The 14,279-nt window shown below is 65.5% G+C and carries 18 protein-coding genes; 10 read left to right on the top strand and 8 right to left on the bottom strand.

The features are described 5' to 3' along the window. Window positions 1–13 precede the first annotated feature (13 nt). From ACZY1G_RS19585 to ACZY1G_RS19545, 9 genes are all read left to right on the top strand, one after another. Window positions 14–1,039 (top strand): 2Fe-2S iron-sulfur cluster-binding protein, encoded by a 1,026-nt coding sequence (locus ACZY1G_RS19585; protein WP_463823370.1) that lies wholly within the window; start codon window positions 14–16, stop codon window positions 1,037–1,039. 9 nt (window positions 1,040–1,048) lie between these two features. Then, on the top strand, window positions 1,049–1,795 hold the full coding sequence (locus ACZY1G_RS19580) for an SDR family NAD(P)-dependent oxidoreductase (protein WP_463823369.1): 747 nt from the start codon (window positions 1,049–1,051) through the stop codon (window positions 1,793–1,795). Window positions 1,796–1,859: 64 nt separating this feature from the next. Then, entirely contained in the window at window positions 1,860–3,119 is a 1,260-nt protein-coding gene (locus tag ACZY1G_RS19575; RefSeq protein ID WP_463823368.1) for an aromatic ring-hydroxylating oxygenase subunit alpha, read from the top strand. After that, window positions 3,116–3,454 carry a hypothetical protein gene (locus ACZY1G_RS19570; protein WP_463823367.1) on the top strand — a complete coding sequence of 113 codons (339 nt, stop codon included), beginning with the start codon at window positions 3,116–3,118 and terminating at the stop codon, window positions 3,452–3,454. The genes ACZY1G_RS19575 and ACZY1G_RS19570 overlap by 4 nt, the downstream gene beginning before the upstream one ends. 17 nt (window positions 3,455–3,471) lie before the next feature. Beyond that, window positions 3,472–4,317 (top strand): TauD/TfdA dioxygenase family protein, encoded by an 846-nt coding sequence (locus tag ACZY1G_RS19565; protein ID WP_463816408.1) that lies wholly within the window; start codon window positions 3,472–3,474, stop codon window positions 4,315–4,317. Then, complete coding sequence (locus ACZY1G_RS19560) at window positions 4,317–4,853, top strand: carboxymuconolactone decarboxylase family protein (protein ID WP_463823366.1); 537 nt, start codon at window positions 4,317–4,319, stop codon at window positions 4,851–4,853. Before ACZY1G_RS19565 ends, ACZY1G_RS19560 begins: the two co-directional genes overlap by 1 nt. A gap of 81 nt (window positions 4,854–4,934) precedes the next feature. Further along, complete coding sequence (locus ACZY1G_RS19555; RefSeq protein WP_463816406.1) at window positions 4,935–6,209, top strand: cytochrome P450; 1,275 nt, start codon at window positions 4,935–4,937, stop codon at window positions 6,207–6,209. Further along, window positions 6,206–6,397 carry a ferredoxin gene (locus ACZY1G_RS19550; RefSeq protein WP_463816405.1) on the top strand — a complete coding sequence of 64 codons (192 nt, stop codon included), beginning with the start codon at window positions 6,206–6,208 and terminating at the stop codon, window positions 6,395–6,397. The genes ACZY1G_RS19555 and ACZY1G_RS19550 overlap by 4 nt, the downstream gene beginning before the upstream one ends. 18 nt (window positions 6,398–6,415) lie before the next feature. After that, window positions 6,416–6,709, top strand: a complete 294-nt coding sequence (locus ACZY1G_RS19545) for a DUF1330 domain-containing protein (protein WP_463823365.1) — start codon at window positions 6,416–6,418, stop codon at window positions 6,707–6,709. Here ACZY1G_RS19545 and ACZY1G_RS19540 read toward each other — a convergent pair. Genes ACZY1G_RS19540 through ACZY1G_RS19515 form a run of 6 tightly spaced genes read right to left on the bottom strand, consistent with a single transcriptional unit; the run spans window position 6,693 to window position 12,354 of the window. After that, entirely contained in the window at window positions 6,693–7,499 is an 807-nt protein-coding gene (locus ACZY1G_RS19540) for an NAD(P)-dependent oxidoreductase (protein WP_463823364.1), read from the bottom strand. The genes ACZY1G_RS19545 and ACZY1G_RS19540 overlap by 17 nt on opposite strands. Next, entirely contained in the window at window positions 7,499–8,317 is an 819-nt protein-coding gene (locus tag ACZY1G_RS19535; protein ID WP_463823363.1) for an NAD(P)-dependent oxidoreductase, read from the bottom strand. Before ACZY1G_RS19535 ends, ACZY1G_RS19540 begins: the two co-directional genes overlap by 1 nt. Next, the gene (locus ACZY1G_RS19530; RefSeq protein ID WP_463823362.1) at window positions 8,317–9,207 is read right to left on the bottom strand and encodes an alpha/beta hydrolase; all 891 of its coding nucleotides are present in this window, start codon (window positions 9,205–9,207) and stop codon (window positions 8,317–8,319) included. Before ACZY1G_RS19530 ends, ACZY1G_RS19535 begins: the two co-directional genes overlap by 1 nt. Continuing rightward, window positions 9,204–10,859, bottom strand: coding sequence for a thiolase C-terminal domain-containing protein (locus ACZY1G_RS19525; protein WP_463823361.1), 1,656 nt, complete (start codon window positions 10,857–10,859; stop codon window positions 9,204–9,206). The genes ACZY1G_RS19530 and ACZY1G_RS19525 overlap by 4 nt, the downstream gene beginning before the upstream one ends. A 1-nt stretch (window position 10,860) precedes the next feature. After that, window positions 10,861–11,076 carry a ferredoxin gene (locus ACZY1G_RS19520; RefSeq protein ID WP_463816400.1) on the bottom strand — a complete coding sequence of 72 codons (216 nt, stop codon included), beginning with the start codon at window positions 11,074–11,076 and terminating at the stop codon, window positions 10,861–10,863. Continuing rightward, complete coding sequence (locus ACZY1G_RS19515) at window positions 11,077–12,354, bottom strand: NADH-ubiquinone oxidoreductase-F iron-sulfur binding region domain-containing protein (protein WP_463823360.1); 1,278 nt, start codon at window positions 12,352–12,354, stop codon at window positions 11,077–11,079. A 39-nt stretch (window positions 12,355–12,393) separates the two neighbouring features. On the opposite strand from ACZY1G_RS19515, the gene ACZY1G_RS19510 reads away from it, so the two are divergent. Further along, on the top strand, window positions 12,394–12,876 hold the full coding sequence (locus ACZY1G_RS19510; RefSeq protein ID WP_463823359.1) for a hypothetical protein: 483 nt from the start codon (window positions 12,394–12,396) through the stop codon (window positions 12,874–12,876). Window positions 12,877–12,885: 9 nt separating this feature from the next. Here the strand turns inward: ACZY1G_RS19510 and ACZY1G_RS19505 are convergent, their stop codons facing one another. Both ACZY1G_RS19505 and ACZY1G_RS19500 read right to left on the bottom strand, forming a co-directional pair. Next, complete coding sequence (locus tag ACZY1G_RS19505; RefSeq protein ID WP_463816397.1) at window positions 12,886–13,758, bottom strand: alpha/beta fold hydrolase; 873 nt, start codon at window positions 13,756–13,758, stop codon at window positions 12,886–12,888. Between the two features lie 16 nt (window positions 13,759–13,774). Continuing rightward, entirely contained in the window at window positions 13,775–14,167 is a 393-nt protein-coding gene (locus ACZY1G_RS19500) for a Rieske (2Fe-2S) protein (RefSeq protein ID WP_463823358.1), read from the bottom strand. Between the last annotated feature and the right edge of the window lie 112 nt (window positions 14,168–14,279).

Genomic DNA, 14,279 nt, shown 5'->3' with positions numbered 1-14,279 from the left:
AACATGGTCGACGATGAGTCAGCACACGGAGGGATTTTCGTCACTGCGCATTGCGCGCGTGGTGCGGGAAACGGCAGACGCAGTCTCGCTGGTCCTCGACGTGCCGACGGACCGATCTGCCGACTTCGCCTTCCGTGCCGGGCAGTTCTTGACCGTGAAGGTCGATCTCGACGGCCAGGAGCTTCGGCGCTGTTACTCCATGTCGTCCGCGCCCAGCGAGGCCATGCTGCAGATCACCGTCAAACGTGATCCCGGCGGCATGGTGTCGAACTGGCTGAACGACAACGCATCTGAGGGCGCCGAATTGCACGCGGCCCCACCGGAGGGGCGCTTCACCCTCGGTGACGACGAATCCGTCGACGACTTCATCGCATTCGCCGGCGGCAGCGGAATCACGCCCATCTTCTCGCTCATCAGGACGGTGTTGGAGAACTCGACCCGGCGGGTGCGATTGTTGTACGCCAACCGGAACCGCGACGCGGTGATCTTCGGCCCTGCGCTCGAGCGTCTGGTGACGTCACACCCCGACCGAATCTCCATCGTCTACCACTTCGATCAGGATGCCGGGATCCTCCCCCAGGGCGTCGTCGATGACTTCATCGGCTCGGGCGATCATGGCGATTACTACATTTGCGGCCCTGGTCCGTTCATGGAGACCGTGGAGGCCCGGGTACTGGCCGCCGGCGTCTCCGCAACGCGCGTGCGCCTGGAACGCTTCACGGCGGCTCCGGTGGTGCCCGACGCACTGGGCGGTGCGTCCGTGCAGGCCGACGAGATCGTCTTCGTCCTGGATCGCAAGACGACCGCGACGTCGCACCGCTCGGGAGAGACGCTTCTGCAGACAGCTCGGATGGCCGGTCTCAAGGCGCCGGCGTCATGCGAGACCGGTTCCTGCGGAACATGTATGGCGAGGGTGATCGAGGGTAGCGCCCGGATGTTGAACAACGACGCGTTGGACGACGACGAAGTGGCGGAGGGGTGGGTCCTGACGTGTCAGTCGCTGCCCGCGAGTCCGACGCTTCGCGTCGTCTACGAGTAGGAGAGGGTGATGACCGGACGGGTTGCCGTGGTGACCGGGGGTGCCTCGGGCATGGGCGAAGCGACCTGCCACGAGCTGGGGCGCCGCGGCCACTCGGTAGCGGTCCTGGATCTCGATGTGGTTGCCGCACAGCGGGTTGTGGACGCGCTGCGTGCCGACGGAATCGCGGCGGTGGCAGTCGCCGCCGACGTCAGTGATCACGACGCCGTCACCCACGCCTTCACCATGATTCGCACCCAGCTCGGCCCGGTTAACATTCTGGTCACCAGCGCCGGCGTGGTGGACTGGACGCCCTCGGTCGACATCACCCCGACGGCCTGGCAGCGCGTGATCGACGTCAACCTGACCGGGACCTTCTACTGTGCCCAGGCCGCGCTGCGCGACATGATCGACGCCGGGTGGGGCCGCATCGTGATCATCTCGTCGTCCAGCGCTCAGCGCGGCTCGCCGGGCATGGCGCACTATGCGGCCTCCAAGGGGGCCTTGATTTCGCTGACCAAGTCCCTTGCGCGCGAATACGGTCCGATCGGCATCACGGTGAACAACATCCCGCCCTCGGGCATCGAGACGCCCATGCAACATCAGGGTCAGGCGGCGGGAAATCTGCCATCCAACGAGCAGATGGCGGCCAGCATCCCACTGGGTCGCCTCGGTACCGGCGACGACATCGCTGCGGCGGTCGGCTTCCTCTGTTCCGAGGAAGCCGGGTTCATCACCGGCCAGACGCTGGGTGTCAACGGTGGATCGGTGATGTGAGTGCGACGCAGAGACGGACGGCGCAGAGACAGACGGCGCAGAAACAGACAAGGAGGAGGTTGGCATGGCTGAGTGGCCCAAGCCCGCAGAGGGATCGTGGACCGAGCACTATCCCGAACTGGGTACCGGCCCAGTCTCCTTCCGGGACTCGATTTCACCGGAGTTCTACGAACTGGAGCGCGAAGCCGTCTTCAAGCGCGCCTGGTTGAACGTCGCCCGCGTCGAAGAGCTGCCCCGGGTGGGCAGCTATCTGACCAAGGACATCGCAGCCGCGAAGGCGTCCGTGATCGTGGTGAAGGACCGTGACGGCGCGATCCGGGCGTTCTACAACGTCTGTCGGCATCGCGGAAACAAGTTGGTGTGGAACGATTTTCCCGGCGTCGAGACCAAGGGCACCTGCCGTCAGTTCACGTGTAAGTACCACGGTTGGCGTTACGGGCTGGACGGGCAACTGAATTTCGTTCAACAGGAGTCGGAGTTCTTCAGACTGGACCGTGCCGAGTACGGCCTTCGACCGGTTCACTGCGACGTCTGGAACGGGTTCGTCTTCATCAACTTCGACCCTGAGCCCGCTCAGACACTGCGTGAGTTTCTCGGGCCGATGATCACCGCGTTGGATGACTATCCCTTCAAATTGATGACCGAGCGTTACGACTTCGTCGCGCACAACGACAGCAACTGGAAGATCTTCGCGGATGCCTTCCAGGAGTACTACCACGTGCCATCGCTGCACAGTCAGCAGGTGCCCACGGAGGTGCGCCGACCCAACCAGACGTTCACGTGCGGTCATTTTCAAATCGACGGCCCGCACCGGTTGGTCTCGACCGCCGGCACCCGGCGGTGGTTACTGGCACCCGAGTTCATGTATCCCGTCGAAAGGGCAACGCGAAGCGGACTGGTGGGCCCGTGGCGAACACCGGAAACCCACCAGTCGGCTGGACTCAACCCCGGCGGCATAGAACCCTGGGGCATCACCAATTTCCAGATATTTCCCAACTTGGAGATCTTGATCTACCACGGTTGGTACCTGCTCTACCGCTATTGGCCGACCTCGCACAACACCCATGATTTCGAGGCGTACAACGCGTTTCACCCAGCGCGCAGCGTGCGGGAGCGCATCGAGCACGAGGTCGCTTCGGTGGTGCTCAAGGAGTTCGCGCTGCAGGACGCCGGCATGCTCAGTGGAACTCAGGCCGCGCTGGAGTACGACGTCGTCGACGACTACCCACTCAACGACCAGGAGATCCTGGTACGCCACCTCCACAAGGTGTCGGTCGACTGGATCCAGAAGTACGTTGCCGAAAAGGAAGCGGTGCGAGTGTGAACGGGGCGGGCCGGCTGCCCGGTGCATTTGTCGACCTCGAGCGGTTCGCCGAGAAGTGGTGTCTTGCCACCGAGCCCGAGCGCTGGACGATGAGGCTTGCGACCCCCATGTCGGATATTCACGACTTCTACGACGCGTTCTCCCCACGGTTCGAAGAGGCGATCGATTACTGCGACGGGTTTCCGCTCGACGATCTGCCCGATGACGTTCTGAACCTGCTGTACCTGATCTATTCGATGATCATGATCTCGATGGCGGTCGAGGTCTTCGGAACACAGAAGCCGGCTGATTCGGCGGACGCCGTGATTGACCGTGTCGGAGCACCGGTGCCATGAGGAATGAGGATGGCGGCGTGACTGTATTGACGATCGACCGGCTGACCGATTCGGTCGGCGCCCGAGTCTCCGGCGTCGACGCCGAAGGCCTTGCCACTGATGACGACTTGCGATCGGCGATCGTCGACGCGCTCGAGGAGAACGGCGTGCTGGTGTTCCCCGGGCTCGGTCTTGCGCCCGAGACCCAGGTGGCGTTCGCCCGGCGGATCGGCGACGTCGACCACTCGTCGGACGGACACCATCCGGTCGCCGGGATCTACCCGGTGACACTGGACGCCACCAAGAACGCGTCGGCGGCCTTCCTGCGGGCGACCTTCGAATGGCACATCGACGGCTGTACGCCTCTGCGCGGCGAGTGTCCGCAGAAGGCGACTGTCCTGACGGCCCGGCGGGTGGCAGACAGCGGCGGAGAGACCGAGTTCGCGAGTTCGTTCGCAGCGTATGACGCTCTCACCGAGACGGAGAAGGCGACGTATGAGCAGTTGCGTGTCGTGCACTCCCTGGAGGCGTCCCAGCGACGCGTCGAGCCTGATCCGTCACCCGAGCAACTGGCGAGGTGGCGGGCTCGTCCGACTCATGAACACCCGTTGGTGTGGACGCATCGCGACGGCCGCAAATCGATGGTGCTCGGCGCCTCGGCCGATCACGTCGTGGGAATGGACCTCGACGAAGGCCGCGCACTGCTGGGCGAATTGCTAGCCCGCGCAACCCGACCCGAGTTCGTCTACCGCCACCGGTGGGAAGTGGGCGACACCGTTATCTGGCACAACAACGGAGTACTGCACCGTGCTGCGCCCTACGACGCGGATTCGCCGCGCGAGATGCTGCGTACCACAGTGCTCGGTGACGAGGCCATCCGCTGATGACCCCACCGCGCATCGCACCCTTACCGCCCGAGGATTGGGACGACGGCGTGCGCGACGCGTTGAGCCCGCTGTTGCCGACCGCTCGGGCGAACCCGCAGCACGCGGGCAACGTCTTGGCGACGCTCGTGCGGCATCAACCCTTGGTGAAGGCCTACCTGACGTTCAACGCCTACCTCCTGCTCGACTCGACGCTGCCGGTGCGAACGCGAGAGGTCGCGGTGTTGCGGACCGCGCTCGTCAACGGATCGGATTACCTCTGGAGTCACCATCTTCCGATCGCAGAGCGGGCGGGGATCACGTTCGAGGTCGTCGACGACATCCGGACAGGTCGCCCCTCCGACCCGGTCGACCGGACCGTCGTGGCCGCGGTCGACGACCTGCACGAGGGTCACGCCGTCGCCGACGACACGTGGAGTGAGCTGGGCGTGCACTTCGACGACGCCCAGCGTCTGGACCTCCTGTTCACGATCGGGGGCTATCAGATGCTCGCTTTGGTGGTGAACACACTCGCCGTAGCGCCCGAACACGATTGACGGTCGGCCGCACGTATGAAAATGTTATGCGCACAGATGAGAATCGTATTCTCGCTGAGCGAGATCGGGGATGGAGCGCACATGGCGGAAGATCTGACATCGGTCGACTTCTTTCGGGACGACCGACTGGTTGCCGATCCGTACCCCTTCTACGAGGCGCTGCGGACCAAGTGCCCGGTGAGCCGGGAGAACCACTACGGCGTCACGATGGTGACGGGTTGGCAGGAGGCGGTCGACGTCTACAACGACGCGGACACCTTCTCGTCGTGCATCTCGGTGACGGGGCCCTTTCCCGGCTTCCCTGTGCCCCTCGAGGGTGACGACGTCACCGATCTGATCGTCGAGCACCGCGACGAGATCCCCTTCAGTGACCAGTTGCCCACGCTGGATCCGCCGACGCACACCAACCACCGGGCCCTCCTCATGCGGTTGATCACGCCCAAGCGTCTCAAGGAGAACGAGGACGCGATGTGGCAGATCGCCGACGATGTGCTCGACGAGTTCATGGCTCCGGGTGAGGGCGACTTCATCTCCGGGTTCGCCGCACCCTTCACGCTGCGTGTCATCGCCGATCTACTGGGCGTTCCGGACGAGGATCGCCCCGAGTTGCTCGATCGGCTGGCTCGCGGCACCCACGGGAGCGGATTGGGCAACGCCGACAAGGCGATGAAGAAGACCCCTCTGGAATACCTGTACGACATTTTCGGCCAGTACGTCCAGGATCGTCGCGCGAAGCCCCGCGACGACGTGCTGACCGGCCTGGCCACCGCCACCTTCCCCGACGGAACCATGCCAGAGGTCGGTGACGTCGTTCGCGTGGCCACCAACGTCTTCTCGGCGGGCCAGGAGACGACGGTCCGATTGCTCAGTACCGCGATGAAGGTCATGGGGGATCAACCCGAGATCCAGCAGCGGCTGCGGGACGACCGCAGCCTTCTCGGCAACTTCATCGAGGAATGCTTGCGCATCGAGAGTCCTGTGAAGGGTGACTTCCGGTTGTCCCGCGTGCCGACTGAGGTCGGTGACGAAAAGATCCCGGCGGGAAGCACTCTGATGGTCATCAACGGTGCTGCGAATCGTGATCCGCGGCGGTTCGAGAATCCCGATGCCTTCGACCCGGACCGCAAGAACGCCCGCCAGCATCTCGCCTTCGGCCGGGGGATCCACAGCTGCCCGGGAGCGCCACTCGCACGGGCCGAGACTCGTGTCGGTCTGGAACGGTTGCTCGATCGGACAACTGACCTGCGCATCAGTGAGAAGCACCATGGGCCGACGGGACAACGCAACTACCAGTATATTCCGACCTACATCCTGCGCGGGTTGACCGAGCTGCACATCGAGTTCGACGTCTCGTGAAAGTCACCGTCGACGAGGACCGGTGCGCGGGGCACGGCATGTGTCTGACGCTCTGCCCCGAGGTCTTCGAACTGACGGACAGCGGATGGGCGGTTGCCGTGGGCGACGATGTTCCTCAGGATGCCGAGCCCGCCGTCCGTGCGGCCATCGACAGCTGCCCCGAGCGGGCTATTCGCGAGATCGACTGACACAAAGGGAGATTCACTATGTCTGAAACGCCCAAGGGGTACGTGATCATCACCGAGGACGTCCAAGACCCAGCGGGAATGGCGGAGTACGGCAAGCTTGCCCGCAAGGCGATGTCCACGGCGAAGTTATTGGCGTTCAGTCCCGCCGTCGCGACGCTGGAGGGTCAGTGGCACGGGACCCAGACCGTTCTTCTCGAATTCGAGTCGGTCGACGCGGCGAACGAGTGGTACCACTCCGAGGATTACCAACAGGCGGCAAAGCTGCGCCAGGCCGCGGCTGACTGCAACGCGGTCGTCATCTCGGGTCTGTAGGCCGCTGCCCGAACACCTCGACGGCGGCGCCGAGGATGCCCAGGTCGACGCCTAGCTCGGAGACGTTGTGGCGCAACGTGGCAACGTCTTTGGTCAGGAAGCTCCCCACCGCGGCCACGAAAGCATCGACCGAACCCGACGAAAGAACCATCTCCATCGCTTTGCTGCCGGAGCTGCCGTGGGGCAACGCTTGGAGCAGGCCCTTCTGTGAAATGCCGAGATGCGCACCCACTCGGGTGGCCGCGTCGATCAGGCCGACCTGAGCCGCGAAGAGGACGTTGTTGAGGAGCTTCATCGCTTGACCGGCGCCGATGCCGCCGACGTGGAGAACGGGATCGGCGTAGGCGGCGAGCACCGGTCGGACCCGGGCCACCGCTGCCTCGTCACCGCCGACGAACAGCGTGACCGACCCCGCCGCGACATCGTGCGGTCCACCGCTGACCGGGGCATCGACGGTCGCGACATCATCCCGCTGCGCAGCCAAAAGTGCTGCCGTGCTCGGGCTCCCGGTCGTGTGCACGACCAGAGACGAGCCGGGTTCCATCCCGGCCAGCAGGCCCCCCTCAACACACACTCTTCGGACCTGATCGTCGCTGAAGACGTTGACGACGACGACCTCTGCGGCCGAGGTGACGATCCTCATGTCCGATTCCGGGCGTCCACCCAGATCCTCGATGGCCCGTGCCCGGTCGTCACTCCGGCTCAGGACGGTGACGTCGTGGCCGGCGCTAACGAGCCGACGCACCATGGGCGCGCCCATCCGACCCGCGCCGGCGAACCCGACGTTCATCAGCGCGGGTGGTCCATGGCGTGAAGAGCGCTGTCGGCGACAGCGAAGACGGTGCCCTCCGGGGCTGATGCACCCTCTGCGAGACTCGCCGCATGCCGGACGTCCTTCTGGAGCAAGGCTCCCGCGATCGGCGCGAGCGACGCGAGGGTGCCTCCGGCCCGACCGATGCTGTGGATGGCTTTGCTCTCCGCTGATCCCCGGGCCAGCACCTCGCACAAGGCGGTTCGTGGAACACCGAGACTCTCACCGAGTTCCAGCGTGCTCAGCGCCGCACCGAGATTGGCGCTGAACAACAGATTGTTCAGTATCTTCGTCACCTGGCCGCTGCCCACCGGCCCGAGGTGCACGACCGCATCGGAGAACGTGGCGAACACCGGGCGGCACTTCTCGACGTCGGGGTCGGTGCCGCCGGCCATGACGAGAAGTCTGCCCTCGGCTGCGGCCGGTCCACCCCCGCTGACCGGCGCGTCGACTACTGAAACACCATGGCTGCCAGCATGTTCTGCGATCAACCGGCAGGTATCCGGGTGCACCGTGCTGTGAATGGCGACGGTGGCCCCCGCTGCGAGACCGGCGAGCACACCGGTGGGACCTTCGAGGACCTGCCGAACGTCGTCGTCACCGACCACGCAGAGGCAGACGAGATCGCTGACCGCGGCCAGCTCGGCGGGGGAGGAGGCGGTCTGCGCCGCCGTGTCGGCGAACTGTGCCACGGACTCGGGACGCCGACCCCACAGCGTGAGTGGGAAACCGCCCTCGACGATGCGGCGCGCCATGGGCGCGCCCTGGCTCCCCAAGCCGATGAACCCGACGCGCATCACAGCGCCTCCACTTCGTTGTCGGTGCCGGCTTTGTTGTCGGTGTCGATCAAGCACCGGTCGGCAAAGGACAGCACCCTCTGGTGGTAGTCCACGGCCGTCAGTCCGACGCTCAGATTGTGTCCGCTGTCTCGCATTTCGTTGATCGTCACGCGGGGTGACCTGACGAAGAGTGCCGAGATGTCGGACAGTGCCTCCGGCGACGTCTCCCACACGCGTTCGTGTTCGGCGACGCTGAACTGGACAGGTACCGCGACCCGGGAGGCGGCGTCGGCGAAGCCCCGGTCCGTCCATCGGGACGTGACGTCGGCCTCGTAGGCGGCGCCCGGCGCCGCGAGCTGCCCGCTGAGCACCTCGGCGGGATACAACTCGGTGGGTTGCCACAGCAGGTCGCGTAACCCAGTCGGCCGCGACACCGTGGTCGCCTCGCCCATGGCTGCTCGAACCCCCGGAGCGAAACGAATCCCCGTGCCGGCTATCTCGACTCCCACCACGTCGTCGCGGATGTCCTCACCCGCCATACGCAGTGCGAGTTCGCATCCTGAGGAATGGGCCATCACGAACAGACCGGCGCCGCCGTCGCCGGCGACGATCGCGTCCACCGCGCCGCAGGCCAACTCGAGTCGCCGTTCGCCCTCTGTCATCTCGTCCTGGTAGAGCGCCGAGGTCCCGTAACCGGGGCGGTCGAGTGCGATCACCGTGAATCCCCGAGTTGCGGCTGCGCGCATCAACGACAACCGCGGCTGGCCGGGGCAGTCGAAGTACCGGGAGGTGACGCCGCCGCCGTGCACGGCCACGATCACCGCGCGCGGCTGCGGCACTCGAATGGCCAACGCCGACATCGGGATGCCGTCGACCATGATGACGCGGGGGCGGGGGCCGGAGTTCACGCGTCCGTCCTCAACAGAATCGCACCGCTGGGGGTCAGTCCGCCGGTGCTCACCACCGCCACTCTGGCATCGGTCACCTGGCGCTCACCTGCCTCCTCGCGCAGCTGAACGACCGCCTCGTGCAGGAGACCCATACCGTGGGTCCGGCCGTGGGACAGCTGGCCGCCGTGAGTGTTGAGAGGGATGAGGCCGTCGCGTGCGATGTTGTGGCCACCGTCCAGGAAGTCCTTGGCCTCGCCGATGCCGCAGAAGCCGAGCGCCTCCAGCCAGGACAGGCAGTTGAACGTGAACCCGTCGTACAGCTGCGCGACATCGACGTCGGGTGGCCGCATCGAGGTTCTGGTCCACAGGTGGGCGGCCTGCCCCAGCACCTGAGGCTCGTGGGTCAACGTCGACTGATCCCAGTCGGTGCGCTCGACGATCTGCGTGCCCACTGCCTCGAAGAACACCGGCCTCGGCCGCATGTCACGCGCGACGTCGACGGCGGAGACGATGACGGCCACCGCCCCGTCGCAGGGAACGTCGCAGTCGTACAGACCGAACGGCGTGGTGATGAGCCGGGCGCCCAGATAGTCGTCCATCGTCAACGGATCTCGGTAGATGGCCGTCGGGTTCAGTGCGGCATTGGCCCGCTGGTTGAGCGCGATCCAGCCCAGCGTCTCACGCGTGGTGCCGTACCGGTGAAAGTGCCGCTGCGCGTTCATCGCCAGAGTGTGCGCGGCCGAGGTGGCACCGAAGGGCACCTGCCAACTGGTGGTGCGTGTCCCACCCGGTGGAGACGCCTTGCCCTCTTTCATCAGCTGGCCGAATGTGGCTTCCCACAGCGTGCGGAAGCACAACACATGGCGAGCCATGCCGGTGGCGACCGCCATCATGGCCGCGATCACCGAACCACCGGGTCCGAAGGTGTCCATGCCGCCGTTGATCCACGTCGGCCGCAACCCGAGAGCGCCCTCCAGTGCGCTCACCCCGCCTTCGCCCATGCCTGCCACGTCGATCCCCGGGTACGTCGACAGCCCATCGATGTCGTCGAAAGTCAGGCCCGCGTCTGCGACCGCCGCCTCACATGCCTCCACCGTCAGCGCCAGCGGTGCCACCATCAGTCGGCGTCCCATCCGCGATGCGCCGATCCCGGTGATGGCCGACCGGTCCTCGAATTTGGCCGTCGTCGTCGCGCGTCGCACATGGCGCGGGAACTCGCGGGGCTCGATCTCGTCGACCGCTTGCGGGGCGGGGGCGCTCTCCGTTGACGGGCGGAACAACGGCAACCACACGTCGGCGAGTTGATGGAACACCACCTCGACGGTTTGACCGACTTCGAGATCCTCCGGCACGCAGTCGACGATGTTGGTGGTCAACCGAACTCGGGGATCCTCGGCAATTGCCACCTGCGCGATGACGTACGGCGGGGGCATCGCGGGAGAACCGAAGCGATGGTTGACGGTGAATGCCGACAGACTGGCCATTCCCGACACGACCCTGACGCCCAGATCTCTACTACGGCAGTACCGGCAGATCGGGGCAGGCGGATGAATCAATGCCTGACACGACCGACATTCCTGAATGCGCAGTAGACCGTCAGCGCCAGAGGTCCAGAAATACTCATTGGCCACGGTCACCTGCGGTAGCGGACGGCCCGGTTCGTCGGACACGTCAGGTCGCCGTCCCGTCCTGCTGATCGATCTCGAAGATCGCGTGCGCGGGGCAGTCCAGCAGTGCGCGCACCACCGCGTCGTGGTCACTCTCGGGAACCGTGCCGTTGCCGATCAACGAAGCGTAGCCCCAGTCGTCGAGCGAAAAGTACTGCGGTGCATGCCGTGCGCAGGTACCGAAACCGTCGCACAAGGTCCGGTCCATCCGGATTCTCACCTAGAGTGCCTCCACTTCGAAGGGGCGCAGGTCTGTGAACGCGCCCGCCCGGCAGGACTCGCAGGACTCGTCCACGTGCTGCCCGACGATCTGCGGGAAGTTACGCAGCAAGGTGGCAGCCATGTTCGTCGCCGCGTCCAATGTTGCGCAGGCACCCCGCCCCCGAAGGACGACCGACCATCGCTCGAGGCGGACGAGGTCCTCCGGCGTCGCCCTGCCATCTCGCAGTGCGGTCGTCACCGCCGACATCGCCGCGGTGCCGTTGAAACACGACCCGCACTGGCCCGCGTTTTCGCGGTCGAAGTACGCCATGACCGAGGCCGCGACGGCGACCGGGCATTCTCCGGTGAGGATCGAGATGGCTCCGCAGCCCAACCCGCCCCCGAGTCGGCGCATCGACTCGTGATCGAGGCTGGCGTCGAGGACGTCGGTGTTGAACAGGCCGGTGAAGTAACCGCCCATCAGGACGCCGATGACGTCATCGTTCGACACACCGTGGTGAGCCAGTACGTCGGCGAACGCCACTCCGTGCGGAAGTTCGTAAAGCGCAGGCGGTTTGTCTGCACCGGTGACAGTCGCCAGGAAGGTGCCGGGTGAGGCAGAGGTGCCCACCGCGCGGAAGGAATCCGCGCCGTGGCGCAGCAAGAACGGTAGGTTGGCCAGCGTCTCGACATTGCTGACCAGGGTCGGGTGTCCGCTCACACCCCGTTCAAAAGGGCGCGGTGGCTTGTCGGTGGGTTTGGCCGGACCACCGTTCACCGCTCGGACCGCGGCTGTTTCTTCACCTGCTATGTAACCGCTTTCGACTGTCAGGACCGAGATCGGAAGGTCGACGGGTGCGGTGTGAATGGCGTCGCGGAGGGCACGTGACGAAGCGGCGTCGGAGAGGTAGAGACATGCTCGCTCGGCGGACACGATGCGGGCTGCCAACCGGATACCGTCGAGCACCAGGTGGGGCCGGTGGCGCATCAACCACCTGTCCTTGATCGAAGCTGGTTCTCCCTCTTCGCCATTGGCCAGCATCACGGTGGGGTGGCCGGAGTGGCCGGATTCCCGCACGGCTCGCATCTTGACCGCCAACGGGAATGCGGCGCCACCGCGGCCAAGTAATCCCGACAGGTCGATCTCGGTGAGGAGAGCATCCGGATCATCGAGCGGCTGATAACCGCCGGTGTCGTCGTACTGCGCGAGATCTTCCGTGCCACCGGTGGTTCGTAGCAACCGAGGCGCGATGTCCGGCCAACATGCCACGTGCAACTCTGGCGCTGCTGCCGTCATGGGTGCCCCTCCGTCGTCGGCGCCGATAGGGTGGCGGAGGTGAGGACTGCTGTGGTGCGTGTCGACGTGGACCCGACGGGCCGACTCGAACCATCCCGGCTACGCGAGGCCATGGCGTCCCTTCGTGACTCGGTGTCGGCTGTCGGGGCGAGCGTGCTCGATGTCGACCTCGCGGCGCTGCCGCCCGGTCGTCGTCAGGTCGAGATCCTCATCGCCGGCGATGATCCCAGTCAGCTGCAGGACACGGCTCTCCGCCTGTGCGACAGCTGTTTCGGCCGACTCGGGGCGACACCGACCCTGGGTGCGCTCACCTACGTCAGCCGCGGTACCGACGACGATGCTCACGGCGTGCTCGCAGGAATGGGACTGACGGGTGTGGTCGAGCGCTGCCCGGACCCACGCGGGTGGGACATCGTGACCGTGACGCTGCCCGAGGCGGCGCTGGCGCGGGTGCCGGAGAGCCGGGTGCACACTGCGCTGGAGGCTTCGCTGAACTGTGAGGTCCGCATCGTCACGAGATGATCCCACCGCCTACCTGCCGAGGAATTCGAGGATGGCGGGCGCGGCCTGAACCCAGGTGTCGAACAGGCAGAAATCCTTGTAGCCACTCGCGGCGAACTTCTCGCCGGCACGCTCCCAGGCATCCTCCGGCCACGGGGGATCCATCAGTTGCGAACCTTTGATCAGGCAATTGATCTCGAGCGACGTGCGCTTGGGGTGATCCCAGTCGTCTTCCCCGCCACGGATGATCAACGTCGGCACCGAGATGTCGGCGAAGAGGCCGTCTTCGACACCTGGAATCGTCTGACCCGGCTTGGGCACGAAGGCATTGAGCCAACGCAGCATCACCTTGAGGAAGGCGTCGGCGTCCAGGTCGCGTATCCGCTTCTCGTTGGCCGGGTTGGCCGCGATCCGGTCCTGCCACTCACCGATCGTCAACAACCCGTCGATGCCCAAGCCCCGGACTGCCAGGATGCTCGGGATGATGTAGTGCCCTCCGAGCGCGAACGAACCGTACACGCCGCCGACGATGTTCCAGACCACCAGCTTGGTCACCAACTCCGGGTACAGGATGGTCGTGATGATCGAATCGCGGGCACCCCCGGAACCGCCTGCGATGATGCACGGACCGACGCCGAGTTCGGTGACGAGGTGCATCAACGTTTCGGCGCGCATGTGAGATTCGCTGTAGCCGTAAAACTGGACATCCGAAGCACCACAGTTGGGTCGGTCCCACAGCAACACCCGATAGCCACCGCGTACCAGTGCGTCGGCCAACGGCCTCAGCCCGGGGATGTCCTTGCTGAATCGGCCACCAGGGGTCAACGCGATCACGTCCCCGGCATCACCGAGCATCTCGTAGACGACGGCACCGCCGTTGATCACCATTCGTTCGACCGGCATGTCCTGGCTTCCGTTCTCAGGCCTGTACCAGCACGTCGTCGCCGACGACCCGCACGGGGTATGTCCGAATGCTCCATTCCGGTTTCACCGCGGTGGTGCCGGTGGCGAGCTCGAAACCCCATTGATGCCAAGGGCAGAAGATGTATTCGTGATCGCGGACCATCACTGCGTCTCCCGGCGCCGACTCGTCCACCACGTTGCGTCCCCGGGTGCGTCCCGAGCACAGTGGGCCGCCCTCGTGCGGACAGTAGTTGGCGATGGCGTAGAACGTACCGCTGACGTTGTAGACGCCGACGCCGTGCCTGCCGATCGGGACGAGTTTGTGGGTCCCCGGCGGAATGTCGGCCACGGTGGCCACGATGTGCTCACGGCCCTGCGCGAGCCTGGCCGGTTCGACGTGTTCTGTCACTGTTGCCAATTCCCGGGTCGCTGCGCTCCTGCCCGCCGCAACCTGTTCCCGGGTCGCTGCGCTCCTGCCCGCCGCAACCTGTTCCCGGGTCGCTGCGCTCCTGCCCGCCGCA

This window comes from Mycobacterium sp. IDUB_5 (assembly GCF_055419565.1).
The sequence above is the reverse complement of the archived record's forward strand: the minus strand, read 5'-3'. Positions and strand labels throughout refer to the sequence as shown.

Excerpts from the sequence above, each read along its gene's own strand:
- ACZY1G_RS19585 (WP_463823370.1), top strand. The coding sequence starts at position 14 with ATGAGTCAGCACACGGAGGGATTTTCGTCACTGCGCATTGCGCGCGTG.
- ACZY1G_RS19580 (WP_463823369.1), top strand. The coding sequence starts at position 1,049 with ATGACCGGACGGGTTGCCGTGGTGACCGGGGGTGCCTCGGGCATGGGC.
- ACZY1G_RS19575 (WP_463823368.1), top strand. The coding sequence starts at position 1,860 with ATGGCTGAGTGGCCCAAGCCCGCAGAGGGATCGTGGACCGAGCACTAT.
- ACZY1G_RS19560 (WP_463823366.1), top strand. The coding sequence starts at position 4,317 with ATGACCCCACCGCGCATCGCACCCTTACCGCCCGAGGATTGGGACGAC.
- ACZY1G_RS19555 (WP_463816406.1), top strand. The coding sequence starts at position 4,935 with ATGGCGGAAGATCTGACATCGGTCGACTTCTTTCGGGACGACCGACTG.
- ACZY1G_RS19545 (WP_463823365.1), top strand. The coding sequence starts at position 6,416 with ATGTCTGAAACGCCCAAGGGGTACGTGATCATCACCGAGGACGTCCAA.
- ACZY1G_RS19540 (WP_463823364.1), bottom strand. The coding sequence starts at position 7,499 with ATGAACGTCGGGTTCGCCGGCGCGGGTCGGATGGGCGCGCCCATGGTG.
- ACZY1G_RS19535 (WP_463823363.1), bottom strand. The coding sequence starts at position 8,317 with ATGCGCGTCGGGTTCATCGGCTTGGGGAGCCAGGGCGCGCCCATGGCG.
- ACZY1G_RS19515 (WP_463823360.1), bottom strand. The coding sequence starts at position 12,354 with ATGACGGCAGCAGCGCCAGAGTTGCACGTGGCATGTTGGCCGGACATC.
- ACZY1G_RS19505 (WP_463816397.1), bottom strand. The coding sequence starts at position 13,758 with ATGCCGGTCGAACGAATGGTGATCAACGGCGGTGCCGTCGTCTACGAG.